We start from the raw sequence: 25,641 nt of genomic DNA on the forward strand, positions 1-25,641 counted from the left end.
ACGATGAAATGAGAGGGCGCTCGGGATTCCCGGGCGCCCTTTTCTGCTGGGTGTCAGCCCTTCCTGAACAGGTAGAGGCCGAAGCCGAGGTAGGGCGCGCCGAAATCGAGCATCATCTTGATGCGGTGCGCGGTGGCCGCGACCGACGGCGCGTCGGCGTGGTCGGGGTGGGTGTCCAGCCAGTCGGTGATCGCCGTCTCCATCGCCGTGCGATAGACGGCCCATTCGGCCTCGTCGCTGATCTCGGCCGAGACGACGGTCAGTCCCGCCTCGCGCGCCGCCGCTTGCAGCGCGTCGTGAGTGACGTAGTAGCCGCCGGTCTCGACCAACTGCCGAAGGGGCGCGGGAGGTTCTTGCTTCCAGAACAGGTCGCCCCAGAGAAGCGCGCCGCCCGGCGTCAGGTGTTCGGTCAGGGCGGCGAAGACATCGGCGGGGTCGCGCAATCCCTTGCCCGCCGGTTCGGTCGAGCCGATGGCCAGGATCAGGTCGAAGGCGGGCAGGGTCGCCAGGGTCATCGTCGAGGTCTCGCGACGGACCTCGATCCGCTCCGACAGGCCTGCGGTCTGGATGCGCGCCTCGGCGCCTGCGGCCATGACCGGGTCCAGCTCGACCGCCGTCAGACGGGCGTCGAAGGTGCGCGCCAGATGGATCGACACCTCGCCATAGGCGCAGCCGATGTCCAGGACGCGAGCTTCGGCTTTCAGCCCTGCGCGCCTGACGGTCGCCTCCAGCCGCGCCATAGACAGGGCGTTGCAGACGGCCAGGGGCTGATAGGCGATGTGATGAAAGGCGACGCGCATGGCCAAGGGCTAAAATGCGTCGCGCGCCTCGTCTCGAAATAAGAACTTTACAACACAAAGTTCTTGTCGCACTATCCAAACAACAGGCAGGGAGAGACGCCATGACCCGCGACCAAGTGCAGTCCGTCCACGACGACATCGCCTATATGAAGGCCCTGGCCCAGGAAGGGCGGCAGGCCCCGTTGCTGGGTGGGTCCATCCTGATCGCCGCCGGCCTGATCTTCGGCCTGGCGTCGATCGTCGCCTACGGCATCGACAGCGGAATCCTCGCTTTGCCGCCTGTCGCCTATGCCTTCTTGTGGGGCGGCGCGGGGCTGATCTTCGCTGTGGTGCTTATGCTGCAGATCCGCCGCACCGGCGGGCGGCCCGGTGCGCAGTCGGTCGCCAACCGGGCGGCGGGCGCCGGTTGGATGGGAGTCGGTCTGGCCATCTTCGTTATGGCCCTGGGGATGTCGGTGGTCAGTTGGAAGACGGGGAGCGAAGTAGCATTCATGCTCTTTCCGTCGCTGATCTTCGCCCTCTATGGCTCGGGTTGGGCGGTGTCGGCGGCGATGAGCGATCAGAAGTGGCAGTGGAAGCTGGCCATCGCTTGTTGGATCGCCGCGCCCCTGATCGCCTTCCTGACGGGCAGTCCGCTGATGTGGCTGGGCTATGCAGCGGGCCTGTTCCTGTTCGCCCTGCTGCCTGGCGTCCTGCTGGTGCGTCAGGAACCGTCGGAGGTGATCTGATGGCCTCCGCTACGGCTGGAGATGCGGCTGAAGACTTCGACATCGGCCGCATCGACGAGGTCATCCATGGTCGGGTGCGTCTGGGGATCATGGCCTATCTGTCTGGCGTCGGGACCGCCGACTTCAACGAGCTGAAGACCCGGCTTCAGGCCACGGACGGTAATCTGTCGGTCCACCTGAGGAAGCTCGAGGAAGCGGGTTTCGTCGAGGTGACCAAGAGTTTTCAGGGCCGAAAGCCCCTGACGCGGGCGACCATGACCGAGGCCGGGCGCGACGCCTTCGTCGCCTATCTGGACGCCATGTCCGGTCTGGTCGGCGCCCGGTAGCCTTGATCGGTGAATAGTCTAAGGAAGGCGGTCATGAGCGACCGCCTTCCGCCTTTCCAGGCCATCGACAACTTCCGCGACTACGGCGACTACGCCGCAGGCGACACCCGGATCGCGCGCGGGCGCCTGTATCGCTCGGCCCATCAGGCCAAGGCTACCGAGGCCGATCTGGCGCAGCTGGCGGCGTTGAACCTGGCGGTCGTGGTCGATCTGCGCCGCCCCGGCGAGCGCCGGGCCCAGCCGTCGCGTCGACCTGAAAACTGGGTCGGGCAGGTGATCGAGAGCGCCCATGACGACGGCGGCGAGGCCCCGCACATCACCTTCCTGAAGACCGCTGACCTGACCGAGGCGTCCGGCCGCGCCTTCATGACCGACACCTATCGCCGCCTCCCGTTCGAGCCGGCTCATATCGATCTGTTCAGCCGCTACTTCCGCGCCCTGGCCGACCGAGACGGCCCCGTGCTGATCCACTGCGCGGCGGGCAAGGACCGCACCGGACTGCTGGCGGCCCTGACCCACACTCTGCTGGGCGTGTCGCGCGAGGACCTGATCGCCGACTATCTGCTGACCAATGTCGCGGTCGATTTGGAAGGGCGGGCCGGGGATATCGCCAGGAAGCTGACCGAGATGACCGGGCGTCCCGCCTCGCACGGCGCGGTGGTCGCCTTCCTCGGCGTCGAGGCCGACTATCTGGATGGGGCCTTCAAGGAAATCGCGGCGCGATACGGTTCGATTGCGGCCTATCTGGAGCAGGCTCTGGGCGTGGACATCGCTTTGGCCGGGCGCATCCGGGCGCGGTTGACGGCATGAAGCTGCCGGTCGTGCATATCCGGACGCTGGACTGGTGCGAGCCATTGGCCGTCGCCGCCGGACTGAACCGGCGAGAAGGCGCCCTGGCCCTGCTGGCCGGGGCGGGCGATCCCGGCGCACACGGCGGGCGCTGGTCCTTCGTCGGCTGCGAGCCGGACCGGATTCTGGTCGGTCCGGTCGACGACGGGGAGGCCTTCAAGGCTCTGCGTCACACGGACTTCTCGGGCGGCGGCGTGGTCGGGTTGATGAGCTATGACGCCGGGGCGCGACCGGCGACCGGACGCCGGGGCGAGGTCTGGCCCGATCTGATGCTGGCCCGCTATTCCGCCCTCCTGGCCTTTGACCATGCGACGGGTGAAGTCCTTGCCGTGGGGCGAGGCGCAGACACGGCGGACGCAGGGGCTCAAGCCCGGCGCGCCGAGAGCTGGCTGGTCGAGGCGCTCGAACCTGTGATCCCGTCCGCACCCGCAGGGGACTTCACGGGCGAGGCGGCGCCCGAAGCCTATGAGGCCGCGGTGGCCGACGTCGTGGCGCGTATCGCGGCGGGGGAGCTGTTTCAGGCCAACATCGCCCGTGCATGGAGCGGGCGTTTGCAGGCCGGGCGCGATCCCTTCGAGGTCTTCGCGCGATTGTCGGCGGAGCGCGGCGCGGCCTATGGCGCCTTCTGGCGAATGGGCGAGCGGGCCCTGGTGTCCAACTCGCCGGAACTGTTCCTGACCTTTGACGCCGTGTCGGGCCGCATCGAGACCCGGCCGATCAAGGGCACGCGGCCGCGCCATGACGATCCGGCGCGCGACATCGAACTGGCCGCCGCCTTGACCGCCAGCGCCAAGGACCGGGCCGAGAACCTGATGATCGTCGATCTGATGCGCAACGACCTGGCGCGGGCGGCGACGCCCGGCACGGTCCGGGTCGAGCGCCTGTTCGAGGTCGAGAGCCACCCGACCGTGCATCATCTGGTCTCAACGGTGACGGCCACCGCTCGGCCCGACGTGGACGTCGCCGATGTGCTGGAGGCGACCTTTCCACCCGGTTCGATCACCGGCGCGCCCAAGCATCAGGCCATGAAGGTCATCGCCGGCCATGAAGCCCCCCGCGGGCCCTGGTGCGGCTCCCTGTTCGGCCTCGGGCTCGCGGGCGATCAGAGGCTGACGGCCTCTGTGCTGATCCGAACGGCGGCCTTCGTGCGGGACGGGGCTGGCTGGTCCTGGCGGGGCCAGGCGGGGGCCGGCATCGTCGCCGACAGCGATCCACGAGATGAGCGAGAGGAGACCGAGGCCAAGATCCGGGCGTTGAAGGAGGCCCTGACCGGCGCCTAGCAGTCGGCGCAGGTCACCGTGTCGACTGTGCGCGGTCGCAAATAATAGCTGCGCGTGAAGGTGATGGATTGTTTGATCGCGTGGCTGAACGGCGACGTGTACTTGAACTTCGTTTCGCCGAGGATCAGGCTTTGCGGCGTATTGGCCTCGACCAGCCCAGGCGGAAGATCGGGGTAGGGGGCGTTCTTGGTCCTGGCTGTCAGGTCGCCTTTTCCTCGGCTCCAGCCGATCGTCGCCACGCCTGCGGCGTTGACGTTGATGCTGGAGACGCGCACCGACAACTCTGCCTCGGGGAAGGGCTTCATGATCATGCGCCCGATGGCGAAGATGCGGTCGATCTCGGCGCGGTTGGTGGTGTCGCTCTGGGCCACCAGGTCGGCGACCATGGCCGCCGTATGCCCAGTTCGACGTTCAGCCATGTAGGCCTGACTGAACTCGACCAGGCCGAGATAGATCAGCAGCATGATCGGGGCGAGCAGGGCGAACTCGATCGCCGAGACGCCGCGCCTGTCGGCGATCAGGCGCCCCAGAAAGCGGGGGCGTCGCCCACGCCGGGAAAAACCACGCCGGATCATTGATAGGGCTCGTTGCGGAAGGCCAGGGTGGTGCTGAGCAGCACTTTCTTGTCGCTCATCTTCGACAGGGCCTGCGACAGGAAGGGGGTGGCGATCGGCTGGGCGTACCAGATGCGAACCAGCACCAGATCGCCCGCTCTGCCGGGCTGGAAGGTCAGCTTGGTTTCGTCGAACGTGCCCGACGCCGTCGGGTCGGGCACCAGGGGATTGGTGAAATTATCGACCACCCGGACATCAATATAGGAGCGCGTCGGGCAGTCGCCGGAGAAGACGCTCATCCGGGCGCAGAACCTTTGCTTCATCAGCGCGGGCGTCATGGCCTGCTGCTGGGCCTGACCGGTGCGGACCAGTCGGCCCATGTCGGCGGTCGCCGTTTCGGCCACAGCATCGAGCAGAAGGACCAGACCGATTTCGAGTATGGCGAACAGCATCAGAAAGAAGGGCAGGGCGACCAGGGCGAATTCCACGGCCGTGGAGCCTTCTCTCACGCGAGTCGACCGCCGCGCGTGCGCAGGGCGCCTCTTGTCGCAGCGGAACGGGCGCATCATTGGTCAGGGCGCCGAAGGGGTGCGGACGCTGGGCGAGCAGCTGGTTCCGCAAGCCATCTCGGTCGCCTGGGCGCCGCGCCATACGCGCACCGAGCCGGTCGAGCCGGCGCTCACCACGACCTGGCTCTGGAACAGGGGGCGGCCCAAGGCGTCCACCGCCACGATATCGGTCACGCCATAACCCTTGCCGGTGATGAACAGGGTGTTGGCGTCGACCACAGTGACGTCGGCGATCTTGGGGTTGGCCACGATGACCGAACCGGCCGGAGCGCGAAGCTGCACCCGCGTCGAGCGGTCCACCTCGATATTCAGAGGGCGGGACTGCGCCAGGGCGGCGCCTGTGACGCCGACAGCGAGGCCGCTGGCCGCAAGCAGGACGGCGACGGTTCTTGGCAGGGATCGGAACATGATCGGGCGGCTCCGGTGACGGAAGAATGGAATGCGCGCGCGAGCGCTGAGCGCGAAAGGTCGCCCTCAAAGATCAAGATTTCCTGAAGGCCTGGCTACTGTGCGGTGAAAAGGGAAATTATAGTAAACGCTCAGTAACCAACAATAAATTTCGATCTGCTGTTTCGTTTTACTCAGCCTTAATGATCGTCGGTGCATTGTTCACATGCAAACGGGGGTCAAGCGGGCAAACCGGTGACCCTGATGGTGGAAACTGTTGCTCGCTTAGAAAACGAAGGAATCTAATCATGCGTAACTTCATCAATCGCTTCGCCAAAGACGAATCGGGCGCCACGGCCATCGAATACGGTCTGATCGCCGCTCTGATCGCTGTCGCCATCATCGGTGCTCTGGGCGCCGTCAAGGGCGGCCTGGTCGGCACCTTCAACAAGGTTGCGACCGACCTCGGCGGCACCGCCGCTTCCTAAGTCGCAAGACTCAGGTTTCTGAGACAGAAGTGGCCGGGGCGCATGCGCCCCGGCCACTTTCTTTGCGTGCAGGCCCCGTGTCCCGTCGTTCTGCATTCGGATCACGAGGAAACCCGCCTTTAAAGGTTGTCGGGGCAGGTTCAGGTCATGAATGAACTCAGCCTCGTCCTGCTCGGCGTCATGCCGGTTCTGGTGATCGTCGCCGGTCTGCATGATCTGACGACCATGAAGATTCCCAACTGGCTGTCGGGTCTGCTGATCCTCGGCTTTTTCCCGGCCGCCCTGGTTCTGGGTCTGCCGCTGTCCACGACTGCGGTTTGCGTCGGCGTGGCTCTGGGCGCCGTGGTGGTTGGCGCAGGCATGTTCGCCCTCAACTGGATCGGCGGCGGCGACGCCAAGCTGATGGCGGCGGTGAGCCTGTGGCTGGGCCTTTCCGGCCTTCTGCCCTTTGTCCTCTTTACGGCCGTGGCTGGCGGCGGGCTCTGTCTGATCCTGCTGATGGCGCGTCGCCAGTTCCAGGTCTACGCCCTGGGCGCCCCGGGCTGGGTGTCGCGGCTGATGGCGCCCAAGGGCGACATTCCTTATGGCGTGGCCATCGCCGCCGGCGCCTTGCTGGCCTATTCGTCCAGTCCGCTGGCCCTGGCTTACGCCGCCGGGTGACGACGCCAAGGCGCTCGTGGGCGCTTAGGGGCGCGTTAACCGAAGGTCGTCACTATCGTTAACGGCAGGGATCGGGACTCTATCCGCTATCGCCGCACCTGCCGGAGATCGTCGATGAAGCCCGCCAAGATCGCCGTCATCTGCATCGCCGCCGTTTCGGCCATCGGCCTGGCCCTCGTGGTTCGGGCCATGGGCTCGCCTGGCGGCGCCCCCGCCACGACCGCTGTGGCCGCCGTCGAAGCGCCGCCCATGGCCAAGGTTCTGGTCGCCGCCAAGGACCTGGAGCCGGGCAAGCGCCTGACCGACGGTGATCTGGCCTGGAAGGACTGGCCGGTCGCGGAGGTCAATCCCGTCTTCATCACAGACGGCAGCGTGCCGATTCCGGGCGCCGCCGCGCCGGCCGCCCAGGCCGCTGACGCCAAGCCGGCGGATTCCAAGGCTGCCGCGGTCAAGCGGGCCGAAGACGCCGCCGCGCGCGTCACCCGCGCCGCGACCGACATGGCCGGCGGCGGCGCCAAGGCCGATTATATCGGCGCTGTGGTGCGCGAACCCATTCTGGCTGGAGAACCCATCGTGGCGCGCAAGATCGTGCGCGCCGGCGACAGTGGTTACATGGCCGCCTATCTGGAGCCCGGCATGCGGGCCATGGCTATTCGGGTCACGGTCGAGACCGCCGCCGGCGGCTTTATCCTGCCTGGCGATCGAGCCGATGTTCTGCTGACGCGCGAGGTCAAGCTGGCCAACGCCGTGGCGGGCGGCGAGAGCACGCGCTTCGTCTCGGCCACGGTGATGCAGAACGTCAAGGTCCTGGCCATCGACCAGAACACCCGCGCCGCCGAGGACGCCCAGGCCGTGGTGGGCGCCACCGCTACTCTGGAAGTCAGCGGCCGCGACGCCGAAATCCTGGCCCTGGCCAAGTCCGAGGGCGAGCTGTCGCTGGTGTTGCGCTCCTACGCCGACACAGCCGGCCCATCGGGCCGGACGGCCGCCGCAACCCGCCGCAGCCCGGACGGCGCGGCGGCGGCAGGCAATGTCGTGCGCGTCTATCGCGAGGGCGAAGCCGAGACCGTGGCCGTTCCATGAGGAAACCTGGCATGAATCGACTGATTGCGGCGGCCTGTCTGTCGCTGCTGGCTCTGGGGGGAACGGCCGCCACGCCGCTGGCGCAGACGCGGGCCGCCCTCTCGACGGGCGCGGCGCCCCAGATGGTCAATCTGCCGCGCGGAACCTCTTTCGCCGTGGACTTGCCGGCGGACGCGCGCGACGTGATCGTGTCCAATCCGCAGGTGGCCGAGGCCATGCTGCATTCGCCGCGCCGCATCACCATCATCGGTCTGGCGGCAGGTGAGACGGATGCGGTCTTTCTGGACGCGACGGGACGCACCATCCTGGCCCTGAGGGTTCGGGTGGACGCCGGGGTCAGCGCCCTGCAGGACACCCTGGCCCGAGTGGTTCCCGATTCGAACCTTCACGCCGAAGCTGTCAACGACAGCATCATCCTGACCGGAACCGCCGCCAGCCCCGCCGAGGCCGAGCGCGCCGCACAGGTGGCGCGGGCCTTCGTCTCGGCGCCCGAAAAGGTCATGAACATGATCAATGTGGCGGGCTCGGACCAGGTCACCCTGCGCGTGCGCGTGGTCGAGGTGCAGCGCTCCGCGATCAAGCAACTGGGCTTCGACACCCAGGCGGTCATCGGCCGGATCGGCGACACCCAATGGCTGCTGGGCAACGCCGCGACCTGGGGGGTCAACGGCTCCCTGCTGGGCGGCATCACCGGTGGAATCTCGCGGGACACCACCAAGAATTATCAGATGCAGCAACCCTGCATCGGCCCTGGCTGGCCCCAGGGCGCCATGTGCCCGGTCGTCGTCAATGGTCCGGAGGACGCGTCCAACTGGGACACGGCCCAGCCTGGCACGGGACCCGGTTCCGATGGACTGAACAAGGGCAACGCCACCATCAAGGCGTTTGAACGGGTGGGTCTGGTCCGCACCCTGGCGGAGCCGAATCTGACGTCGGTCAATGGCGAGGCGGCCAGCTTCCTGGCGGGCGGCGAGTTCCCCCTGCCCACGGGGCGTGACCGCGAAGGGCAGATCACCGTCGAGTACAAGCCCTACGGCGTGGGTCTGTCGTTCCGGCCGGTCGTTCTGTCGGAAGGCCGCATCTCGTTGCAGGTCAAGGTCGAGGTGTCGGAGTTGACGCCCCAGGGCGGCCTGACGATCGGCGCGGGAACGCCGTCCTCCATCTCCCTGCCTGGTCTGTCGGTGCGGCGCAGCGAAAACACGATTGAGCTGCCTTCCGGCGGATCAATGATGATCGCCGGCCTGTTGCAGGAATCGACGCGACAGACGGTCGATTCCCTGCCGGGCATGACCAATCTGCCGGTCCTGGGACAGCTGTTCCGCTCACGCGACTATCTGATGGGGGAGACCGAGCTGGTCGTCATCGTCGAACCCTACATCGTCCGCCCGACCTCGCCGGGGCGCATGCAGACTCCGGCAGACGGACTGCGGATCGCCCAGGACGCCCAGACCATCTTCTTCGGCCAACTGAACCAGACCTATGGCTCTCCAGCCCCTTCCGCTCGCCCCGGCGCCGGATGGCAGGGGCCGGTCGGCTATGTGATCGAGTGAGCGCCATGATCCGTTCCGCCAAGACCCGCCTGTTCCTGACCTCGGCGCTGATGCTGGGGGGCCTCGCGCTGGCCGGCTGCATGGGCGGTCCGGCCAGCCTCGGCGGCGAACCGCCGCTGACGCCGACTTCGCGCTACACCCTTCAAGTCGAACCGGGCCTGGATCGCATCGCCCTGGCTGTGCATGAGACGGGTTTGTCGACCAATCAGCAGTCGGCGCTGGCGGCTCTGGTCAGCCGCTTCGCCGTTGAAGGCGCGCCGGTCCTCGTGATCGAGGCCCCGTCCGGCGGCGACCCGGCGGCGACGCGCGCAGCCTGGGATGTCAAGGCCGCCCTGGTTGCGGCAGGCGCGCCTGACGGGCGGGTGCGCATGGCCAGTTACGCCGGCCCTGATCCTCGGGCGCCGGTCCTGGTGGGGTTCGAGACCGTTCGGGCCGTCGTGCCGCAGTGTGGAACCGAGTGGGGCAATCTGGGACGCACCGGCGACAACCAGTCGGCGTCCAACTTCGGCTGCGCGGTCAACGCCAATCTGGCCGCCCAGATCGCCAACCCGCGCGACATCATCGCGCCGCGCGAGATGACGTCCGGCGACGCCGGTCGTCGCGCCGTGGTCTTCGACGCCTGGCGCAAGGGCGAGCCTACGGCGGCCGAGCGCGAGGATCTGGTCGGCCGCACACGCATCTCACGAGCGGTGGACTGACTGACCATGACCCAATCCTTCGCCACGCGTGAACCTGACGACCTGGACGGGTTCGAAATGGACGACGAGTTCCTGAACCTGGCGGCTGCCGAGACGGCGGGGGCTGACGCCGTCCCCGCCTATCCGACGGGTCCGGACGCGGAGGCGGCCTTCAATCCGGTGGGGCGGCTGGTCGACGCCGCCGAAAGCGCCGCCGTGACCGCAATTCTTCCCGCCGTTGCGACGCCCGCCCCTGTCGCGCCCGGCGCCGTCGCTGAACCCCTGTCACACTCGCTCGAAGTCGCCGGCCTGCCGGTCGCCGCCGCGGCAACGGTCGAGGTGTCGATTCCGCGCATCGCCGTCCATGTCTTCGCCGAGCGTCAGGACACGCTGGCCGCCGCCGAGCGCGCGGGACAGGATCGGCGCATGGCTCGCGCCACCACGCAAATTCGCATCGGCGGGGTGAGCGCCGCCGTCGCGGCCTATCAGGGCGAGCCGACGCCGCCGCTGATCATCGTCGAATGCCTGAAGGACCCGCAGACGCTGCTGTGGGAGATTGATCAACTGGCTGAGGTCTGCGACGCGGGCACCAAGGTGGTGGTCATCGGCGCGACCAACGACATTCTGCTGTTCCGAGAGCTGATGCGGCGCGGAGTGAGCGAATACCTCGTGGCGCCGGTTCAGCCGCTGCAACTGATCTCGGCCATCGGCGGCCTGTTCGCCGACCCGGCTCAGCCCTTCGTGGGGCGCTCCATCGCCTTCGTCGGCGCGCGCGGCGGGGCCGGGGCCTCGGCAGTGGCCCACAACACCGCCTACGCCATGAGCGAACGGATCGGGGTCAACACGGTCATCGTCGACTATGATCTGCCGTTCGGCACCGCCGGCCTGGACTTCAACCAGGACCCGCTGGGCGGCGTCGCCGACGCCCTGAGCCAGCCAGACCGTCTGGACGCGACCTTGCTGGACCGGATGATGGTCCGTTGCACCGACAAGCTGAGCCTGTTCGCCGCCCCCGCCACCCTGGACGCCGACTGGGACATCCAGCCGGACGCCTTTGAGGAGGTGACCAGCCGAATCCGCTCGACCGCGCCTTTTGTGGTGCTGGACCTGCCGCATCTGTGGTCGGGCTGGATGCGAAGGACGCTGATCTCGGCGGATGAGGTGGTGATCGTGGCGACGCCCGATCTGGCTTCCCTGCGCAACGCCAAGAATATGATCGACCTGGTCAAGCAGGCGCGTCCGAACGACGCTCCGCCGCGTCTGGTGCTGAACCAGGTCGGCGTGCCGGGCCGTCCTGAAATTCCGGCCAAGGACTTCGGCGCGGCGCTGGGCGTTCATCCCAGCCTGATCATTCCCTTCGACGCCAAGGTGTTCGGCTCGGCCGCCAACAACGGTCAGATGATCGTTGAGGCCGGCGCCAAGTCCAAGGCCGCCGAGGCCTTCCAGACCCTGGCCCAGATCGTGTCGCGTCGTGAACTGCCGGTCTTCGCCGCGCCGCGCGGCAAGGCCGAAGGGGCGTCGTCCAAGGGCGGTTCCCTGTTCGCCGGCCTGTTGAAGAAGAAGCGCTAGGTCATGTTCGGCAAGCGTTCAGGACAGCCCGGGGTCGCCGTCGCGCCCCGCCCCGCACCGGCTCCCGCGCCGACCGCGGAGCCGCGCGTGCTGGACGCCGTCGACGCCTTTTCCGTTGAAGAACTGGAGGCGCCGGCGCCCTCGGACGCCGCCGATCGACTGGACGCCCTGGCCGCGCGTCCGCGTCCCGAAGCGGCCGCGCCGACGCCTGGCGGACCCGCCAAGGGGCCGCGCGCCACCCCGGGTCTGGAACAGCTGAAGAAGGCCCAGGCGGTCGCCGAGATCGTCCGCGAGCAGTCTGACTATTATCACGCCACGAAGACGACCATCTTCAACGCGCTGATGAATACCATCGATCTGTCCCAGCTGGCGCAGCTGGACACGAAGGCGGCGTCCGAGGAAATCCGCGACATCGTCGCCGAGCTGGTGGCGATCAAGAATGTCTCCATGTCGGTGGCCGAGCAGGAGCACCTGGTTCAGGACATCGTCAACGACGTCCTGGGCTATGGTCCGCTGGAGCCTCTGCTGAGCCGCGACGACATCGCCGACATCATGGTCAACGGCGCCGGACGGGTCTTCATCGAGGTCGGCGGCAAGGTGCAGCTGACCAATGTCCGTTTCCGCGACAACACCCAGCTGATGAACATCTGTCAGCGGATCGTGTCGCAGGTCGGCCGCCGCGTCGATGAATCCAGCCCGATCTGCGACGCCCGTCTGCCCGATGGGTCGCGCGTCAACGTCATCGCTCCGCCCCTGGCGATTGATGGCCCGACGCTGACGATCCGGAAGTTCAAGAAGGACAAGCTGACGATGAAGAATCTGGTGGAGTACGCCTCCATCAGTCCCGAGGGCGCGCGCGTTCTCGGCGTCATCGGCGCGTCGCGATGCAATCTGGTCATTTCAGGGGGCACGGGTTCGGGTAAGACCACGTTGCTGAACACCCTGACGGCCTTCATCGACCCGACCGAGCGCGTCATCACCTGCGAGGACGCCGCCGAACTGCAGCTGCAGCAGCCGCACGTGGTGCGTCTGGAAACCCGCCCGCCGAACCTGGAAGGCCAGGGCCAGATCACCATGCGAGATCTGGTCAAGAACTGTCTGCGGATGCGTCCCGAGCGCATCATCGTCGGCGAGGTGCGGGGGCCTGAGGCCTTCGACCTGTTGCAGGCGATGAACACCGGCCACGACGGCTCGATGGGCACCCTGCACGCCAACTCCCCGCGCGAAGCCATCAGCCGGATGGAATCGATGATCACCATGGGCGGATACGGTCTGCCGTCCAAGACCATCCGCGAGATGATCGTCGGTTCGGTCGACGTCATCGTCCAGGCCGCGCGTCTGCGCGACGGCTCGCGCCGTATCACCCACATCACCGAGGTTGTGGGCCTGGAAGGCGACGTCATCGTCACCCAGGACCTGTTCGTCTACGAGATCACCGGCGAAGACGCGCACGGCAAGATCACCGGCCGTCACCGTTCGACCGGCATCGCCCGGCCCCGCTTCTGGGACCGCGCCCGCTACTATGGGCTGGAACGCGAACTGGCCGAAGCCCTGGACGCGGCGGAGTAGGGCGCGATGCTTCCCATCCTAGCGGCGGTCCTGGCCTTCATCACCATCGGCGGACTGGGCTGGGTCCTGGTCGGCGGCGACGACACCTCCGGTCAGGCCGTCAAACGCGCCAAGGCCATCGGCGCCGCGCGCGAGGCCACGGCCGCCAAGCGCGCCGCGGTCGCCAATACGCCCGAAGCGCGCCGCAAGCAGATCCTGAGCCAGCTGCAGGATGTGGAAAGGCGGGAACGCAAGGCCCGCATGACCATGAGCGCCAAGCTGAAACAGGCCGGACTGTCGATCAGTCTGCAGACCTTTGTCTTCATCAGCATCGGCGCCGGCGTCTTCGGCTTCCTGGTCCTGTTCCTGCTGGGCGTGAACATCTTCGTCGCCCTGGGCTTTGGTCTGGCCATGGGACTGGGCGCGCCGCGCTGGGTCGTCGGTTTTATGGGCAAGAAGCGAATGAAGCAGTTTTCGCTCGCCTTCCCGGACGCCGTGGACATTCTGGTGCGCGGCATCAAGACCGGTCTGCCGGTCCACGACTGCTTCAAGATCATCGCCCGCGAAAGTCCGCAGCCCCTGGGCGGGGAGTTCCAGCGCCTGGTCGAGGGCATGGGCGTGGGCCTGACCCTGAGCCAGGCCCTGGACAAGATGTACGAGCGGATGCCGACGCCGGAGTTGAACTTCTTCGCCATTGTCATCGCCATCCAGCAGAAGAGCGGCGGCAACCTGGCCGAGGCCCTGGGCAATCTGACGGCGGTGCTGCGCGCACGTCGACTGATGGGTGAGAAGATCAAGGCCCTGTCGTCCGAGGCCATCGCCTCGGCCGGCATCATCGCGGCCCTGCCGCCCGTGGTCATGATCCTGGTGATGCTGTCCAGCCCTGGCTACATGATGACCATGTTCACCGACATGCGAGGCCAGGTCATGCTGCTGGGGTCGGCGATCTGGATGGCTTGCGGCGTCTTCGCGATGAAGCGCATGATTTCGTTCAAGTATTGAGGCGGAGAAGACCATGGACGGCTTCATGCGCTTCATCACCGACCTGCAGAACCTGCTCAGCATCGGCGTCGGCATTGCGGTTTTCGCCAGCGTCCTGACCCTGCTCAACGCCTTCACCGGCGGCGCGAGGCTGGGCAAGCGGATGCAGGCCGTTGCCGAGCGGCGCGAGGACCTGAAGCGACGCTCGCGTCAGGCCATGAACAACGGCGCCTCGCCCGGCGTCACTCTGCGTCACAGCGATGAGGGCTTCAAGAAGCGGGTGGTCGAGCGACTCAACCTGAGCAAGCTTCTGGAAGACCCCAAGGTCATCGAGAACATGGCCCAGGCCGGTTGGCGCGGACCGCGGCCGATCAACACCTTCTACTTCTTCCGTTTCGCCATGCCGTTCGCCTTCATGGCGGCGGCGCTTTTCTACCTGTTCGTGGTTGATGATTTCGGCTTGCCGCCGACGGTGCTGCTGGCGATCGTGGTCGGCGCCTTTGCGGCGGGCTTCTATGCCCCCAACGTCTATCTGACCAACCGCATCGCCCAGCGGAAGCAATCGATCGTGGCGGCTTTTCCCGACGCGCTTGACCTGCTGCTGATCTGCGTCGAATCCGGCATGTCGATTGAATCCGCTATCCAGAAGGTCAGCCAGGAAGTCGGCGCCCAATCGATCGAACTGGCCGAAGAACTCAGTCTGCTGTCGGCCGAGCTCAGCTATCTGCCGGATCGGCGCATGGCCTATGAAGGCATGGCCAAGCGCACCAACCATCCTGGCATCAAGGCCGTGGCCACGGCCATGACCCAGGCTGAAACCTATGGCACGCCGTTGGGTGGGGCCCTGCGGGTCATGGCCAAGGAAAACCGCGACCTGCGTCTGTCGGCGGCGGAAAAGAAGGCGGCGGCCTTGCCGGCCAAGCTGACCGTGCCGATGATCGTCTTCTTCCTGCCGGTGCTGTTCGTCGTCATCCTGGGACCGGCCATCATCAATATCCAGGACATGATGAAGGCGGGCGCCGGCGGTTGATCAGCCCTCGGCGGCGCGCTTCAGCGCCTCGGCGATGTCGTCGTAGGCGCTGCGGATCGCCTTGCGGTGCTTGTCGTGGAACAATTCGCCGCGCAGGCCGGAGAAGATGACGCCATTGGCGACGATGCAGGCGCCGCGATCCAGTTCTTCGATCTCATAGTAGCGGATGGCGTTGAACATGAAGCCGCGCTTTTCGACCCAGACCAGCTGCGAATAGGGCTGCCAGTCGCCCAGGCGCGCCTGGACCTGCCGCTCGGCCATGCCGGGCAGGGCCTCGGTCAGGCTGATGCTTGATCCAAACGCCAGGGTTCCTGTCAGGCTGGTCTCATAGGGGTTCCAGGCGTGCCAATTCTCGAGGTCGCTGAGAATCTCCCAGATACGGTCCGACGGCGCGTTCACGCCGACACGTTTCTCGATACGGGTCGTGTCCATGATCTGCCTCTGACACGGCTTTTCGACTTTAGGAAGTCGTCTCGGCAGGATCGTGGGACGTCAGGCTCGGCTTCAGGCGGCGGCCGTCGTCCAGGCCCAACCGCGCCTTGACCTCGAACAGGTCGGCGCCCGCCGGCACGATCAGCAGCTCCTCTGGGCGGCGGGTGTTGACCGCCACCACCGCATTCTTCGGGCAGACGTCGAAACAGTCGGCGCCGACCACGGCCAAATCGCCCTTGCGCCCCTTGCCGGCGTGCAGATAGCGCCGCAGCGCCTTTTTCAGCGTCTTGTCGCCGTCGGGACCGAAGCCGCCGTCCAGCTTCTTCGAGCACTTGCGACAGACCAGAACCACCTCGTTCCAGCGGGTCTTGGACACCTTGAAGGGTTTGGGCGTCTTGCTCATGCGCTGGAAGATCGGCGTTCGCGACGACTTGCACAAGCGGCGTTCGCGCGCGCAACATGAACTTCACAAAGGGGAGTTCGCCATGACCATTCGCTATCGCCTGACCGTCGCGGCCGTCGCCGCCGCGATCCTGTCGGGGGCGAGCGCGGCCGCCGCCCAGGTCCCTTCGGCCCGCATTGATGCTGCCGTGGATCGGGTCATGCCTGAGGTCGTGGCCTGGCGTCGCGACCTGCACCAGCACCCTGAGCTGGGCTTCGCCGAGACGCGCACGGCCGGCGTGGTCGCCGATCATCTGCGCGCCCTGGGGCTGGAGGTGCGCACGGGCGTGGGCAAGACCGGCGTGGTCGGCGTCCTGCGGGGCGCAAGGCCCGGTCGCACGGTAGCCCTGCGGGCCGACATGGACGCCCTGCCGGTCAGGGAGGCGACCGGCCTGGCCTTCGCCTCGACCGCGACCGGGACCTATATGGGCGAGACGGTGCCGGTGGCCCACGCCTGCGGCCATGACGCCCACGTCGCCATGCTGATGGGGGCCGCAGAGGTGCTGGCCGGGATGAAGGACCAGATCAGCGGAACCGTCGTCTTCATCTTCCAGCCGGCCGAGGAGGGCGCGCCTCCGGGCGAGCCCCTGGGCGGCGCCGCCCTGATGATCGCGGAGGGGGCGTTGAAGGACCCGGCGCCCGAGGCTGTCTTCGGGCTGCACGTCGTGCCGGGCGTTCCGGGAACCATCTTCTATAGACCGCAGGGTTTCATGGCGGCCTCGGACCGGGTGGATATCGTCCTGCACGGCAAGCAGACCCACGGCGCCTGGCCGTGGAAGGGGGTCGACGTGATCGCCGCCGCCGCCAATGTGGTCCAGACCGTCAACACCCTGACGGCGCGCACCATCGATCCGACGACCACGCCGACCGTCTTCACCATCGCCACGATGGATGCGGGCGTGCGCTACAACATCATCCCTGACGAGGCGCGCCTCAGCGGCACCCTGCGCACCTTCGACGTGGCCCAGAGAGACGCCCTGGTGGCGCGCGCCGAGGCCGCCGTCGACCACGTGGCCGAGGCCTATGGCGCCACCGCCGATTTCGCGGTCAGGCAAAACGCGGCCCTGGTGTTCAATGACCCGGGCCTGTCGGCCTGGCTGGCGCCGGTGCTGGAAGAGGCGGCGGGTGCGGGCAAGGTCAATCCGGCCACGCCGCCGACCACGGTGGCCGAGGATTTCAGCTACTTCCAGCGTGTTGTCCCCGGCGTCTTCTATCACCTGGGCGGCAGCCCCGACGGCGTCGATCCGGCGACGGCGGCGCCCAATCACTCGCCCCAGTTCGACGTGAACGAGAAGGTTCTGCCGCTGGGCGTGAAGGCGCATGTCTTCAGCGCTCTGCGGTTTTTGGAGCGCGGCGAAAACTGATTGTTTCTGTTTATCAAGGGGTAAGCATGGGGATGCATCCTCGAGCCGTCTGACGAGGGTCCGCCGATGTCACGCCTGCCGATCAATCTGCCGCCCAACGCCCCGGTGCGCCCCGCGCGCGGTCGCCTGAGGGATGTGGTCTTTTTCGGCATCTCCTTCGCCGCGGTCTTCATCGCCGCCCTGCTGGTGATGGACATGCTGCTGGGGTAAGCCGGGGGCCTGACTTCAGGAGGCCTCCCCATGATTACCCGCATCCAGCCCGGCGCCCGCATGAGCGAGGCCGTCATTCACGGGAACACCGTCTATCTGGCCGGTCAGGTCGGCGAGCCGGGCGACGACGTCACCGCCCAGACGAAGACCACCCTGGCCGAGATCGACGCCCTGCTGGCCCAGGCCGGCACCGACAAGTCGAAAATCCTGATGGCCACCATCTGGCTGGCCGACATCGCTGACTTCGAGGCGATGAACGCGGTCTGGGACGCCTGGGTCGACACGGCCAATCCGCCCGCGCGCGCCACCAGCGAAGCCCGGTTGGCCACGCCTGACTATCTGGTCGAGATCATCGTCGTGGCGGCGGTCTGATGGCTCTCGACAAGGACAGCGAACTGGAGCGGTTCAAGGCGACGCGCGTCACCGCCCTCTACCGTCTCGACCTGATCGAGAAGGGCGCGCAGTTGACCTATGAGGACGGCACGCCCGTCGACATGGCTTCGGAAAAGCAGCGCCTGAAGGATCAGGTGGTCGACATGGACCGCCGCATCGCCCGTCTGGAAGCGGCGGGCGAGGCCTAGGCCGGCAGTCGCTCGAACACCGTGGTGATGACGGCCTGATAGGCGTCGGTCAGGGCCCGTAGCTCGGCCTCGGGCACGCGCTCGTCGATCTGGTGCATGGTCTGGCCGACCAGACCCAGCTCCAGCACCGGGCAGAGGGAGCGGATGAAGCGGGCGTCCGAGGTGCCGCCGGTGGTCGAGGCTTCGGGGCGGCGGCCCAGCGTCGCCTCCACCGCGTCCTGCACCGCCGTGACGAAGGCGCCCGGCTCGGTCAGGAAGGCCTCGCCCGAGCACATGTGGGTCAACTCGATCCGCAGCCCGGTCTCGGCCTGCACGAGGCCCGCCTCGCGGTTCAGCCAGTCGATCAGGCCGTCGCCGGTGTGGGTCGGGTTGAAGCGGATGTTGAGCCGCGCCTTCGCCTCGGCCGGGATGATGTTGGTCGCCGGATTGCCCACGTCGATGGTGGTGATCTCGAGGTTCGAGGGCGGGAACTCGGGATAGCCTTCGTCCAGAATATGGGCGTCGAGGCGGGCGAGAAGTTTCGCCACGACCGGCGCCGGATTGGCCGCGCGGTCGGGATAGGCGACGTGGCCCTGCTTGCCGTGGACGGTGATCCAGGTGTTGAGCGAGCCGCGCCGTCCGACCTTGATCATGTCGCCCAGATGGTTCGCCGAGGAAGGCTCGCCGACCACGCAGGCGTCGATGACCTCGCCCTCGGCCGCCAGGGCCTCGACCACCCGCTTGGTGCCGTGCAGGGCCGGGCCTTCCTCGTCGCCGGTGATCAGGAAGGAGAGGGAGCCGGGCACGTCGGTTCCATTTTCAGAATGGGCGGCCAGCACGCGCGAGACGGCGGCGACCCAGGCGGCGATGCCGCCCTTCATGTCCACGGCGCCGCGTCCGTACAGGATGCCGTCGCGGGTCTCGCCCTCGAACGGGGCGGCGGTCCAGGCGGCCAGGTCGCCGGTCGGCACCACGTCGGTGTGCCCCGCAAAGCAGAGGTTGGGCGAGGCCGTGCCGCGCCGCGCGTAGAGGTTCTCGATGCGGGCGTCGTGGCCGACCTTGGTCGGGCCCTCGAACACCATGCGGCGGCAGGTGAAGCCGAGCCCGGTCAGGGTGCGTTCCAGCACGTCCATCGCCCCTTCGTCGGCGGGGGTGACGGAGGGGATGCGGATCAGGTCGCGGGTCAGTTCGACAGGATCAATGACGGAATGTGATGCGGCGCTCATGGGCTCTATGCTTTAGGCATATCCCGCATCCGCGAGAAGGCCCGAAACCGTGCCGAAGATCGACATCGACAATGCGCCGACCGGTCATGGAACCGGCTACCCCGAGGAATTCGCCGCGCCCTGCAAGCCGCGACGGCGCTGGCGGCTGGGCGATGCGGTCGGTCTGGATCAGTTCGGGGTCAATCTGTTGCGCCTGCCCGCCGGGGCCTGGTCCAGCCAGCGCCACTGGCACAGCGCCGAAGACGAGTTCGTCTGGGTGGTCGAGGGCGAGGTGGTTCTGATCGAGGAAGACGGCGAGACGACCTTACGCCCCGGCGATTGTGCGGGCTTCAAGGCGGGCGTCGCCAACGGCCACAAGATCGAAAACCGCAGCGACCGTGAGGCGGTGCTGCTGGAGGTCGGTTCGCGCCGTCCAACCGAGGACGCCTGCGACTATCCCGACATCGACATGATCCTCCCCAAGGGCGCCGATCGCTACTTCCACCGCGATGGGACCCCCTATCCGAAGACGCCCCGAAGAACGTGACCACAGACAGTATCGATACCGCCCCGACGGTCCCGCCCCAGCCGCCCTTGCCGCCCGAGTCTCACGACGGCGGGCCGTCCAGCCCGTGGGCCATCCGCGATTTTCGCCTGTTGTGGGTCGGGCGCGTGGCGGCGGTTCTGGGCATCCAGATCCAGTCGTCGGCCCTGTTGTGGCAGGTCTATGAGATCGCCCGACGCGATCACCCGATCGCCGAGGCCAGCCTCTATCTGGGGCTGGTGGGCCTGTGTCAGTTCCTGCCGCTGCTGGCCTTCACCCTGCCCGCCGGGGCCATGGCCGACCGGCGCGACCGCAAGCACACCGTGACCCTGTCCATCGTGGTCGAGAGCCTGTGCGCCCTGGCCTTCCTCGCCATGGCCCTGCACGGTTCGCCGCCGCTGTGGGGGCTGCTGGCGGTGGCCGCCGTCTTCGGCGCGGCGCGCGCCTTCCTCGCTCCGGCCAGCCAAGCCTTCCTGCCGATGGTGGTGGGGCGCAAGGCCCTGCCGCCGGCCATCGCGGCCCAGTCCATCGCCTTCCAGACTGGGGCCATCGCGGGTCCGGCGCTGGGCGGTGTCATCGTCGGTTTCGCCGTGCCCTGGGCCTATGCCTCGGCCATGGCCCTCTTCTTCGTCGCCATCGGCTGCTTCCTGCTGATCCGCACCAGGGGCAAGCCGCAGTTCGTCGAGACGGGCGTCGGGCCGCTGGAACTGGTTAGGGAAGGCCTGTCCTATGTCTGGAAGACCAAGATCGTTCTGGGCGCCATCTCGCTGGATCTGGTGGTGGTGCTGTTGGCGGGCGTGGCCCTGCTGACGCCGATCTTCGCGCGCGACATCCTGCATGTGGGGCCGCAGGGTTTCGGGCTGCTGCGCGCCTCGTTCGGGGTCGGGGCGCTGCTGGTGGCCCTCTATCTGAGCCGCTTCCCCATCGTGAAGCATGGCGGGCGCTGGATGTTCGCGGCGGTGGCGGTGTTCGGCCTATCCACCCTGACGTTCGGCCTGTCGCACTGGGTCTGGCTGAGCGCCCTGGCCCTCTTCGTCGGCGGCGGGGCGGACATGATCAGCGTCAATATCCGCCAGACCCTGATCCAGCTGGCCACGCCCGATCACATGCGCGGGCGGGTGTCGTCGGTCTCCATGCTGTTCATCGGCGCCTCCAACGAACTGGGCGAGGCCTATTCCGGGGTCATGGTGCGCCTGCTCGGCCCCGTCGGGGCGGCGGTGTTCGGCGGGGTCGGGGCGCTGGCCGCGACGGGCATCTGGGCCAGGGTCTTCCCCAGTCTGAGGAAGGCGAACCGGCTGACCTAAATCCTTCTCCCCTTGAGGGAGAAGGGGGTATGCGAAGCATGACGGATGAGGGGTGTCGGCGCGGTCGCTTCTCGTTAGTCGGGCAAAAAGAGAGCGCCGCGATCATCTGAACGCGGCGCTCACACCCCTCATCCGAGCGCCTACGGCGCCCACCTTCTCCCTCAAGGGGAGAAGGGCCAATCACCCCCAGGGGCGGAAGTGTTTCGACAGCTTCAGGCCCTGGCTCTGGTAGTGGCTGCCGCCTTCGCCATAGAGGCGGGTCGGGCGTTCCGTCAGCGGCTCATAGACCAGGCGGGCGACGATCTGGCCGTGTTCCAGCAGGAAGGGGGTGTCGTGGGTGCGAACCTCCAGCACGCCTTTCGAGCCGGCGCCGTGGGCCTCGTCCGTGCCGAAGCCGGGGTCGAAGAAGCCGGCGTAGTGGACGCGGAACTCGCCGACCGAGGGGTCGATCGGGGTCATTTCGGCGGCCTGATCGACCGGGATCTCCACGTCGTCCGACGAGGCCAGGATGTAGAACTCGCCCGGATCCAGCAGCAGCTCGCCGCGACGCAGGGTCAGCGGCTCCCAGAAGTCGCGCGGGTCGTGGCCGTCGATGTGGTCCATGTTGACGACCCCGGCGTGGCGACGGCCGCGGAAGCCGACGACGCCGTGCTCGCCCGCGCGCAGGTCGACGCCGACGCTGCGGGTCTCCAGCTTGGGCGGATCGCCGGCCTTGAGGCGCAGCTGGTTCAGGCGGGTGCCGGGCTTGACCAGGATGGAGAAGGTCTGGGGCGCGATCTCCAGATAGAGGGGGCCGTCATAGCCCTCGTCCACGTCGTCGAAGCTGCCGCCCTTGTCGGTCAGCAGGCGGACGAAGACGTCCACCCGGCCGGTCGAGCTTTTCGGATTGGCGCGGGCGTTCAGGCCGCGCGGCAGGCTCAGCCGCTCCTGCAGCCGGGCGATATAGACGCAGCCCTTTTCCAGCACCACGCCGCCCGACAGGTCGATGGCGTGCATCTCCACGTCGTTGATGCGGTCCTCGACCTTGCGCTGGCCGGGCAGGAAGGAGGCGCGCACGCGCCAGGCCTGGTTCGACAGGCGCAGGTCCAGGCTCGCGGGCTGCACCTGATCGTGATCGAAGGGGGTGTCGGATTTGATCGCGCCGGTCGCGATCAGGGTCTCGATGCCCTGGAAGGGCAGAATGCCGGGCTGGGCGGGAATCTGGAAGATGCTCATGCCGTCCTGTCTCACACGGTTTTTTCCATCTGTCTCGCTTCGGAATGCGACATCCGATGCGACAGATGGGTTGAACCCCGGGGTCGGCGGACTGCATATAGCCTATGCACGCGCCTCCTGCCTATACCGCCGAAACCGAAGGCGTCGTCGTCCGCGTCCGCCCCTCCTATCTGGCGGCCCAGTCGGACCCCGCAGCGGGACGCTGGGTCTGGGCCTATCAGATCGAGATCGTCAACCTGACCGGATCGCCGGTGCAGCTGGTGGCGCGGCGCTGGACCATCACCGACGCCTATGGCCACGTCGAGGAAGTGCGCGGTCAGGGCGTGGTCGGCGAGCAGCCGGTGATCGAGGCCGGCGACAGCTATTCCTACGCCTCGGGCTGTCCGCTGGGCGCGCCTTCGGGCTCGATGGTCGGCGCCTACTACATGACCGACGTGGACGGGCGAATGTTCGAGGCGGCGATCCCGGCCTTCAGCCTGGACGTGCCGGATACGCGGCGGACGCTGAACTAGCCCTCAAGCAGCATGAAGCGGGCCCATAAAAAAACCCCCGCCTTGCGGCGAGGGCGATAGGGCTGCGTCAACCCGGATGAACCGCAGCCCCAGCCTTGTTCCCGTCCAGCGAACCGGACGGGAGAAGGTCGGACGCGCGACGTGCTCAAGCAGCGAGCCGCCGCGCGGCGAGCGCTAGCGCTCTTAGATATAGCGACGCAGGCTGCGGGCCAGTTCGCTGGCGCCGTCCTTGGCGCCCTTGCGGACCTGGGGCTGGTAGGCGACGCGGGCGTGTTCGCCGCAATAGACGCCTTCCGAGGCCCGACGGCCGCAGAAGCTGAACTCGCGCGACGACGGGTCGCCGATCGGCCACTTGCACATATGGGCGCCCAGGGTCATCACCGTGGCCGTGCCCGGCAGTTCGGGGGCGGGAGCCGGGGCGACGGGCTGGGCCGTCATGACCGGACGCGGGGCGGCGGCCTCGATGCGGCGCGGGGCCGACGGGGCCTGGACCGGAGTGGCCGGAGCAGCGGGGCGCGGACGGGTGGCGGCGCGGAAGGTGGTGCGGGCCGGTTGCGACGGCGCGGCGCGGCCCGACAGGCCCAGGCGGTGAACCTTGCCGATCACGGCGTTGCGGGTCACGCCGCCGCCCAGGGTCTTTGCGATCTGGCTTGCCGACTGGCCTTCCAGCCAGAGCTTCTTCAGCGCGCCGACGCGGTCTTCAGTCCAGCTGGCTGTGGTCATGGCCACCCTCCCGGGGATCGGATTCAATATCTTGGGCCGCCGACGAATTTTTCCGCCTCGACCTGCTACTAATCGTAAAGCAGGTCTTAAAACACGCAAGATGTGGCAATTCGGCTGTCCACAGAAACCAGATGTAGTGTGGTTAATGTCCCGTTTTGACTCAGTTTTAAGTCGGCTCGGCGAACGTCGGGCGCCTTGCGAAACCAGCTTTGCGGGCGCATCTGGGCGCCTATGAAGACCGATCTCGCCGCCACTCGCCCTTCCGGCCTGCCCCAGCCGCGTCGCTATGACGGGATCAACTGGGTGGGGCTGCGCACCCTCTACCTGCGCGAGGTCCGCCGTTTCTGGAAGGTGGGCGCCCAGACCGTGGCGGCCCCGGTGGTGACCACCCTGCTCTATATGCTGGTCTTCGTCGTGGCCCTGAAGGGCGCGCGGCCGCCGCTGCACGGCACCCCCTTCGCCGAGTTCGTGGCTCCCGGCCTGATCATGATGGCCATCCTGCAGAACGCCTTCGCCAACGCCTCGTCCAGCCTGATCCAGGCCAAGATCATGGGCACGGCGACCGACTTCCTGACCCCGCCGCTCAGCCCGCTGGAGCTGACCATCGGCTTCACCCTGGGCGCGGCGACGCGCGGCGTGGCCGTGGGTCTGGTGACGGCCCTGTGCGTCCTGCCGTTCGCCAAGCTGGGCGTGGCCAATGTCGCCCTGATCGTCTGGTTCGGCCTGATCGCCTCGCTGTTGATGGGGATGACGGGCGTGCTGGCGGGTCTGTGGTCCGAGAAGTTCGACCATCTGTCGGCGGTGCAGAACTTCGTGGTCATGCCGATGACCTTCCTGTCGGGCACCTTCTACCTGATCGACAGCTTGCCGCAGCCCTTCGCCAGCATCAGCCGCTTCAACCCCTTCTTCTACCTGATCGACGGCTTCCGAGCCGGCTTCATCGGTCATGCGGAGGGCAATCTGCTGATCGGGGTGGTGATGAGCGCGGTGCTGACGGTGCTGATGGGTGCGGCCTGCTGGTTGGTGTTCCGTTCGGGCTGGCGCCTGAAGAGCTGAGCCGTTAGCAAGGCGGATCGGCTCCGGGGAGAGGGGCCTCAGGGAGGTCCTTCATGCTGTTCCGTTCCGTCCTCGCTTCGGCCGTCGCCGTCGCCGCGCTTCTGTCCACGCCTTCGCTGGCGCAAGACGCAGAGGCTTTGAAGGCCCAGGTCGGCGCCTACGTCCAGCCGTCCAACGCCGAGCGGATGAACATCCTGGTAGGCCAGCTGCGCGCCGCCGGCTTCAACCCGACCGTCGAGACCTTTGAAGGCGGCGGTCGCGGAGGTCCGATGCAGGGCTCCAATGTGGTCGTCACCATCGGTGAAGGCGCGAAAGAAATCCTGCTGACCGCCCACTATGACGCGGTCAAGCTGCGCGACGGGACCATGTCGCAAGGCGTTATCGACAACGCTGGTTCGGTGGTCGCCCTGATCGAGGCGGCCAAGATCCTCAAGGACAAGCCGCTGTCGCACCGCGTCCGCGTCATCTTTTTCGATCAGGAAGAGCTGGGTCTGATCGGCGCGCGCAAGTGGATCGAGGCGCACGGGATCGCCAACGTCGCCGCCGTGGTGAACTCGGACGTCGCCGCCTATGGCGACACCATGATGTACGGCCAGAACAATGGGGCGCAGTCGGCCTTCGTCACCCGCGCGGTTCAGGAGCTGTGCGCCGAACGGGCCATGCAGTGTGTCGGCTTCCCCGAGTATCCGCCGTCCGACGACCGCGCCTTCTCGGCGGCGGGCGCGCCGGTGGTGTCGCTGGGCTTCCAGGACGAGGTCGGCGCCCACCAGATGTGGCTGGCCTTCAACGGCGGCGAGAACAAGGGGCTGGCCGAGGGCTTCGTGCCGCAGGTCTTCCGCGTGATTCACTCGAAGGACGACGCCATCGAAGCCGTCGAGGGCGCGACCATCGCCACGGCGGGCGCCACCTACGCCGCCCTGATCCAGAAGCTGGACGCGCAACTGCGCTGACAGCGGTCGGCGCGGTGTTGACTAAGGGCCCATAGCGCCCGACAAG

At 67.3% G+C, this 25,641-nt stretch carries 31 protein-coding genes; 22 read left to right on the top strand and 9 right to left on the bottom strand.

Annotation, left to right across the window (positions count from 1 at the left end):
* Window positions 1-53: 53 nt before the first annotated feature.
* The gene (locus IFE19_RS00185) at window positions 54-800 is read right to left on the bottom strand and encodes an SAM-dependent methyltransferase (RefSeq protein ID WP_207824620.1); all 747 of its coding nucleotides are present in this window, start codon (window positions 798-800) and stop codon (window positions 54-56) included.
* A 101-nt stretch (window positions 801-901) separates the two neighbouring features.
* Between IFE19_RS00185 and IFE19_RS00190 the strand changes: the two genes are divergently transcribed.
* From IFE19_RS00190 to IFE19_RS00205, 4 genes are read left to right on the top strand one after another with little or no spacing between them, the layout of a single operon-like run.
* Window positions 902-1,528, top strand: a complete 627-nt coding sequence (locus IFE19_RS00190; RefSeq protein ID WP_207824621.1) for a hypothetical protein — start codon at window positions 902-904, stop codon at window positions 1,526-1,528.
* Entirely contained in the window at window positions 1,528-1,854 is a 327-nt protein-coding gene (locus IFE19_RS00195; RefSeq protein ID WP_207824622.1) for a winged helix-turn-helix domain-containing protein, read from the top strand. The genes IFE19_RS00190 and IFE19_RS00195 overlap by 1 nt, the downstream gene beginning before the upstream one ends.
* A gap of 33 nt (window positions 1,855-1,887) precedes the next feature.
* Window positions 1,888-2,664 carry a tyrosine-protein phosphatase gene (locus IFE19_RS00200; protein ID WP_207824623.1) on the top strand — a complete coding sequence of 259 codons (777 nt, stop codon included), beginning with the start codon at window positions 1,888-1,890 and terminating at the stop codon, window positions 2,662-2,664.
* Window positions 2,661-3,983, top strand: coding sequence for an anthranilate synthase component I family protein (locus tag IFE19_RS00205; RefSeq protein WP_207824625.1), 1,323 nt, complete (start codon window positions 2,661-2,663; stop codon window positions 3,981-3,983). Before IFE19_RS00200 ends, IFE19_RS00205 begins: the two co-directional genes overlap by 4 nt.
* Here IFE19_RS00205 and IFE19_RS00210 read toward each other — a convergent pair.
* The 3 genes from IFE19_RS00210 to IFE19_RS00220 all read right to left on the bottom strand — a co-directional run bounded on the left by IFE19_RS00210 (window position 3,980) and on the right by IFE19_RS00220 (window position 5,514).
* On the bottom strand, window positions 3,980-4,558 hold the full coding sequence (locus IFE19_RS00210; protein ID WP_207824627.1) for a TadE/TadG family type IV pilus assembly protein: 579 nt from the start codon (window positions 4,556-4,558) through the stop codon (window positions 3,980-3,982). The two genes, IFE19_RS00205 and IFE19_RS00210, sit on opposite strands and share 4 nt — an antisense overlap.
* Window positions 4,555-5,025 carry a TadE/TadG family type IV pilus assembly protein gene (locus IFE19_RS00215; protein WP_263972801.1) on the bottom strand — a complete coding sequence of 157 codons (471 nt, stop codon included), beginning with the start codon at window positions 5,023-5,025 and terminating at the stop codon, window positions 4,555-4,557. Before IFE19_RS00215 ends, IFE19_RS00210 begins: the two co-directional genes overlap by 4 nt.
* An 84-nt stretch (window positions 5,026-5,109) precedes the next feature.
* The gene (locus IFE19_RS00220; protein WP_207824629.1) at window positions 5,110-5,514 is read right to left on the bottom strand and encodes a pilus assembly protein N-terminal domain-containing protein; all 405 of its coding nucleotides are present in this window, start codon (window positions 5,512-5,514) and stop codon (window positions 5,110-5,112) included.
* Between the two features lie 287 nt (window positions 5,515-5,801).
* Between IFE19_RS00220 and IFE19_RS00225 the strand changes: the two genes are divergently transcribed.
* The 9 genes from IFE19_RS00225 to IFE19_RS00265 all read left to right on the top strand — a co-directional run bounded on the left by IFE19_RS00225 (window position 5,802) and on the right by IFE19_RS00265 (window position 15,079).
* Window positions 5,802-5,981 (top strand): Flp family type IVb pilin, encoded by a 180-nt coding sequence (locus IFE19_RS00225; RefSeq protein ID WP_207824631.1) that lies wholly within the window; start codon window positions 5,802-5,804, stop codon window positions 5,979-5,981.
* Window positions 5,982-6,128: 147 nt separating this feature from the next.
* A complete protein-coding gene (locus tag IFE19_RS00230) occupies window positions 6,129-6,641 on the top strand; it encodes an A24 family peptidase (RefSeq protein WP_207824633.1) in 513 nt (170 codons plus the stop codon).
* A gap of 114 nt (window positions 6,642-6,755) precedes the next feature.
* Window positions 6,756-7,724: a Flp pilus assembly protein CpaB gene (gene cpaB, locus IFE19_RS00235; RefSeq protein WP_207824635.1), complete on the top strand. Its 969-nt coding sequence runs from the start codon at window positions 6,756-6,758 to the stop codon at window positions 7,722-7,724.
* An 11-nt stretch (window positions 7,725-7,735) separates the two neighbouring features.
* Window positions 7,736-9,274, top strand: a complete 1,539-nt coding sequence (locus IFE19_RS00240) for a type II and III secretion system protein family protein (RefSeq protein ID WP_404822142.1) — start codon at window positions 7,736-7,738, stop codon at window positions 9,272-9,274.
* A gap of 5 nt (window positions 9,275-9,279) precedes the next feature.
* On the top strand, window positions 9,280-9,972 hold the full coding sequence (locus IFE19_RS00245; protein WP_225910331.1) for a CpaD family pilus assembly protein: 693 nt from the start codon (window positions 9,280-9,282) through the stop codon (window positions 9,970-9,972).
* A 6-nt stretch (window positions 9,973-9,978) separates the two neighbouring features.
* Complete coding sequence (locus tag IFE19_RS00250; RefSeq protein ID WP_207824639.1) at window positions 9,979-11,520, top strand: AAA family ATPase; 1,542 nt, start codon at window positions 9,979-9,981, stop codon at window positions 11,518-11,520.
* Between the two features lie 3 nt (window positions 11,521-11,523).
* Window positions 11,524-13,089, top strand: coding sequence for a CpaF family protein (locus tag IFE19_RS00255; protein ID WP_225910332.1), 1,566 nt, complete (start codon window positions 11,524-11,526; stop codon window positions 13,087-13,089).
* 6 nt (window positions 13,090-13,095) lie between these two features.
* Window positions 13,096-14,070 carry a type II secretion system F family protein gene (locus IFE19_RS00260; protein WP_207824643.1) on the top strand — a complete coding sequence of 325 codons (975 nt, stop codon included), beginning with the start codon at window positions 13,096-13,098 and terminating at the stop codon, window positions 14,068-14,070.
* Between the two features lie 13 nt (window positions 14,071-14,083).
* Complete coding sequence (locus tag IFE19_RS00265) at window positions 14,084-15,079, top strand: type II secretion system F family protein (RefSeq protein WP_207824646.1); 996 nt, start codon at window positions 14,084-14,086, stop codon at window positions 15,077-15,079.
* Here IFE19_RS00265 and IFE19_RS00270 read toward each other — a convergent pair whose 3' ends face one another.
* Window positions 15,080-15,511: an SRPBCC domain-containing protein gene (locus IFE19_RS00270; RefSeq protein ID WP_207824648.1), complete on the bottom strand. Its 432-nt coding sequence runs from the start codon at window positions 15,509-15,511 to the stop codon at window positions 15,080-15,082.
* A gap of 28 nt (window positions 15,512-15,539) precedes the next feature.
* Entirely contained in the window at window positions 15,540-15,914 is a 375-nt protein-coding gene (locus IFE19_RS00275; RefSeq protein ID WP_207824650.1) for a hypothetical protein, read from the bottom strand.
* A gap of 82 nt (window positions 15,915-15,996) precedes the next feature.
* On the opposite strand from IFE19_RS00275, the gene IFE19_RS00280 reads away from it, so the two are divergent.
* The 4 genes from IFE19_RS00280 to IFE19_RS00295 all read left to right on the top strand — a co-directional run bounded on the left by IFE19_RS00280 (window position 15,997) and on the right by IFE19_RS00295 (window position 18,107).
* Window positions 15,997-17,316 (top strand): amidohydrolase, encoded by a 1,320-nt coding sequence (locus IFE19_RS00280; RefSeq protein ID WP_207824652.1) that lies wholly within the window; start codon window positions 15,997-15,999, stop codon window positions 17,314-17,316.
* Window positions 17,317-17,382: 66 nt separating this feature from the next.
* Complete coding sequence (locus tag IFE19_RS00285) at window positions 17,383-17,526, top strand: hypothetical protein (protein WP_207824653.1); 144 nt, start codon at window positions 17,383-17,385, stop codon at window positions 17,524-17,526.
* Window positions 17,527-17,556: 30 nt separating this feature from the next.
* Window positions 17,557-17,898, top strand: a complete 342-nt coding sequence (locus IFE19_RS00290; RefSeq protein ID WP_207824655.1) for a RidA family protein — start codon at window positions 17,557-17,559, stop codon at window positions 17,896-17,898.
* Window positions 17,898-18,107: a hypothetical protein gene (locus IFE19_RS00295; RefSeq protein ID WP_207824657.1), complete on the top strand. Its 210-nt coding sequence runs from the start codon at window positions 17,898-17,900 to the stop codon at window positions 18,105-18,107. The genes IFE19_RS00290 and IFE19_RS00295 overlap by 1 nt, the downstream gene beginning before the upstream one ends.
* Here the strand turns inward: IFE19_RS00295 and dapE are convergent.
* Window positions 18,104-19,312 (bottom strand): succinyl-diaminopimelate desuccinylase, encoded by a 1,209-nt coding sequence (dapE, locus tag IFE19_RS00300; protein WP_207824659.1) that lies wholly within the window; start codon window positions 19,310-19,312, stop codon window positions 18,104-18,106. The two genes, IFE19_RS00295 and dapE, sit on opposite strands and share 4 nt — an antisense overlap.
* Window positions 19,313-19,361: 49 nt before the next feature.
* Between dapE and IFE19_RS00305 the strand changes: the two genes are divergently transcribed.
* The gene (locus IFE19_RS00305) at window positions 19,362-19,838 is read left to right on the top strand and encodes a cupin domain-containing protein (protein ID WP_207824661.1); all 477 of its coding nucleotides are present in this window, start codon (window positions 19,362-19,364) and stop codon (window positions 19,836-19,838) included.
* Window positions 19,839-19,885: 47 nt separating this feature from the next.
* Window positions 19,886-21,139 carry an MFS transporter gene (locus IFE19_RS00310; protein ID WP_207827300.1) on the top strand — a complete coding sequence of 418 codons (1,254 nt, stop codon included), beginning with the start codon at window positions 19,886-19,888 and terminating at the stop codon, window positions 21,137-21,139.
* Window positions 21,140-21,319: 180 nt separating this feature from the next.
* Here IFE19_RS00310 and IFE19_RS00315 read toward each other — a convergent pair whose 3' ends face one another.
* The gene (locus IFE19_RS00315) at window positions 21,320-22,354 is read right to left on the bottom strand and encodes a 2'-deoxycytidine 5'-triphosphate deaminase (protein WP_207824663.1); all 1,035 of its coding nucleotides are present in this window, start codon (window positions 22,352-22,354) and stop codon (window positions 21,320-21,322) included.
* 104 nt (window positions 22,355-22,458) lie between these two features.
* On the opposite strand from IFE19_RS00315, the gene apaG reads away from it, so the two are divergent.
* Complete coding sequence (gene apaG / locus IFE19_RS00320) at window positions 22,459-22,866, top strand: Co2+/Mg2+ efflux protein ApaG (RefSeq protein WP_114816784.1); 408 nt, start codon at window positions 22,459-22,461, stop codon at window positions 22,864-22,866.
* Window positions 22,867-23,049: 183 nt separating this feature from the next.
* Here the strand turns inward: apaG and gcrA are convergent, their stop codons facing one another.
* Window positions 23,050-23,589, bottom strand: coding sequence for a cell cycle sigma 70 cofactor GcrA (gene gcrA, locus IFE19_RS00325; protein WP_207824666.1), 540 nt, complete (start codon window positions 23,587-23,589; stop codon window positions 23,050-23,052).
* Between the two features lie 231 nt (window positions 23,590-23,820).
* Between gcrA and IFE19_RS00330 the strand changes: the two genes are divergently transcribed.
* Both IFE19_RS00330 and IFE19_RS00335 read left to right on the top strand, forming a co-directional pair.
* Window positions 23,821-24,645: an ABC transporter permease gene (locus tag IFE19_RS00330; protein ID WP_207824668.1), complete on the top strand. Its 825-nt coding sequence runs from the start codon at window positions 23,821-23,823 to the stop codon at window positions 24,643-24,645.
* 53 nt (window positions 24,646-24,698) lie between these two features.
* Window positions 24,699-25,595: a M20/M25/M40 family metallo-hydrolase gene (locus IFE19_RS00335; protein ID WP_207824670.1), complete on the top strand. Its 897-nt coding sequence runs from the start codon at window positions 24,699-24,701 to the stop codon at window positions 25,593-25,595.
* Window positions 25,596-25,641: the final 46 nt, after the last annotated feature.

The sequence above is a fragment of the Brevundimonas pondensis genome (genome assembly GCF_017487345.1).
GTDB lineage: Bacteria > Pseudomonadota > Alphaproteobacteria > Caulobacterales > Caulobacteraceae > Brevundimonas > Brevundimonas pondensis.

Excerpts from the sequence above, each read along its gene's own strand:
- IFE19_RS00285 (WP_207824653.1), top strand. The coding sequence starts at position 17,383 with ATGTCACGCCTGCCGATCAATCTGCCGCCCAACGCCCCGGTGCGCCCC.
- IFE19_RS00295 (WP_207824657.1), top strand. The coding sequence starts at position 17,898 with ATGGCTCTCGACAAGGACAGCGAACTGGAGCGGTTCAAGGCGACGCGC.
- IFE19_RS00240 (WP_404822142.1), top strand. The coding sequence starts at position 7,736 with ATGAATCGACTGATTGCGGCGGCCTGTCTGTCGCTGCTGGCTCTGGGG.
- IFE19_RS00205 (WP_207824625.1), top strand. The coding sequence starts at position 2,661 with ATGAAGCTGCCGGTCGTGCATATCCGGACGCTGGACTGGTGCGAGCCA.
- IFE19_RS00315 (WP_207824663.1), bottom strand. The coding sequence starts at position 22,354 with ATGAGCATCTTCCAGATTCCCGCCCAGCCCGGCATTCTGCCCTTCCAG.
- dapE (WP_207824659.1), bottom strand. The coding sequence starts at position 19,312 with ATGAGCGCCGCATCACATTCCGTCATTGATCCTGTCGAACTGACCCGC.
- IFE19_RS00200 (WP_207824623.1), top strand. The coding sequence starts at position 1,888 with ATGAGCGACCGCCTTCCGCCTTTCCAGGCCATCGACAACTTCCGCGAC.
- IFE19_RS00270 (WP_207824648.1), bottom strand. The coding sequence starts at position 15,511 with ATGGACACGACCCGTATCGAGAAACGTGTCGGCGTGAACGCGCCGTCG.
- IFE19_RS00210 (WP_207824627.1), bottom strand. The coding sequence starts at position 4,558 with ATGATCCGGCGTGGTTTTTCCCGGCGTGGGCGACGCCCCCGCTTTCTG.
- IFE19_RS00245 (WP_225910331.1), top strand. The coding sequence starts at position 9,280 with ATGATCCGTTCCGCCAAGACCCGCCTGTTCCTGACCTCGGCGCTGATG.
- IFE19_RS00260 (WP_207824643.1), top strand. The coding sequence starts at position 13,096 with ATGCTTCCCATCCTAGCGGCGGTCCTGGCCTTCATCACCATCGGCGGA.
- gcrA (WP_207824666.1), bottom strand. The coding sequence starts at position 23,589 with ATGACCACAGCCAGCTGGACTGAAGACCGCGTCGGCGCGCTGAAGAAG.
- IFE19_RS00220 (WP_207824629.1), bottom strand. The coding sequence starts at position 5,514 with ATGTTCCGATCCCTGCCAAGAACCGTCGCCGTCCTGCTTGCGGCCAGC.
- IFE19_RS00195 (WP_207824622.1), top strand. The coding sequence starts at position 1,528 with ATGGCCTCCGCTACGGCTGGAGATGCGGCTGAAGACTTCGACATCGGC.
- IFE19_RS00280 (WP_207824652.1), top strand. The coding sequence starts at position 15,997 with ATGACCATTCGCTATCGCCTGACCGTCGCGGCCGTCGCCGCCGCGATC.
- IFE19_RS00290 (WP_207824655.1), top strand. The coding sequence starts at position 17,557 with ATGATTACCCGCATCCAGCCCGGCGCCCGCATGAGCGAGGCCGTCATT.
- IFE19_RS00255 (WP_225910332.1), top strand. The coding sequence starts at position 11,524 with ATGTTCGGCAAGCGTTCAGGACAGCCCGGGGTCGCCGTCGCGCCCCGC.
- IFE19_RS00230 (WP_207824633.1), top strand. The coding sequence starts at position 6,129 with ATGAATGAACTCAGCCTCGTCCTGCTCGGCGTCATGCCGGTTCTGGTG.
- IFE19_RS00185 (WP_207824620.1), bottom strand. The coding sequence starts at position 800 with ATGCGCGTCGCCTTTCATCACATCGCCTATCAGCCCCTGGCCGTCTGC.
- IFE19_RS00330 (WP_207824668.1), top strand. The coding sequence starts at position 23,821 with ATGAAGACCGATCTCGCCGCCACTCGCCCTTCCGGCCTGCCCCAGCCG.
- IFE19_RS00335 (WP_207824670.1), top strand. The coding sequence starts at position 24,699 with ATGCTGTTCCGTTCCGTCCTCGCTTCGGCCGTCGCCGTCGCCGCGCTT.
- cpaB (WP_207824635.1), top strand. The coding sequence starts at position 6,756 with ATGAAGCCCGCCAAGATCGCCGTCATCTGCATCGCCGCCGTTTCGGCC.
- IFE19_RS00250 (WP_207824639.1), top strand. The coding sequence starts at position 9,979 with ATGACCCAATCCTTCGCCACGCGTGAACCTGACGACCTGGACGGGTTC.
- apaG (WP_114816784.1), top strand. The coding sequence starts at position 22,459 with ATGCACGCGCCTCCTGCCTATACCGCCGAAACCGAAGGCGTCGTCGTC.
- IFE19_RS00265 (WP_207824646.1), top strand. The coding sequence starts at position 14,084 with ATGGACGGCTTCATGCGCTTCATCACCGACCTGCAGAACCTGCTCAGC.
- IFE19_RS00190 (WP_207824621.1), top strand. The coding sequence starts at position 902 with ATGACCCGCGACCAAGTGCAGTCCGTCCACGACGACATCGCCTATATG.
- IFE19_RS00275 (WP_207824650.1), bottom strand. The coding sequence starts at position 15,914 with ATGAGCAAGACGCCCAAACCCTTCAAGGTGTCCAAGACCCGCTGGAAC.
- IFE19_RS00225 (WP_207824631.1), top strand. The coding sequence starts at position 5,802 with ATGCGTAACTTCATCAATCGCTTCGCCAAAGACGAATCGGGCGCCACG.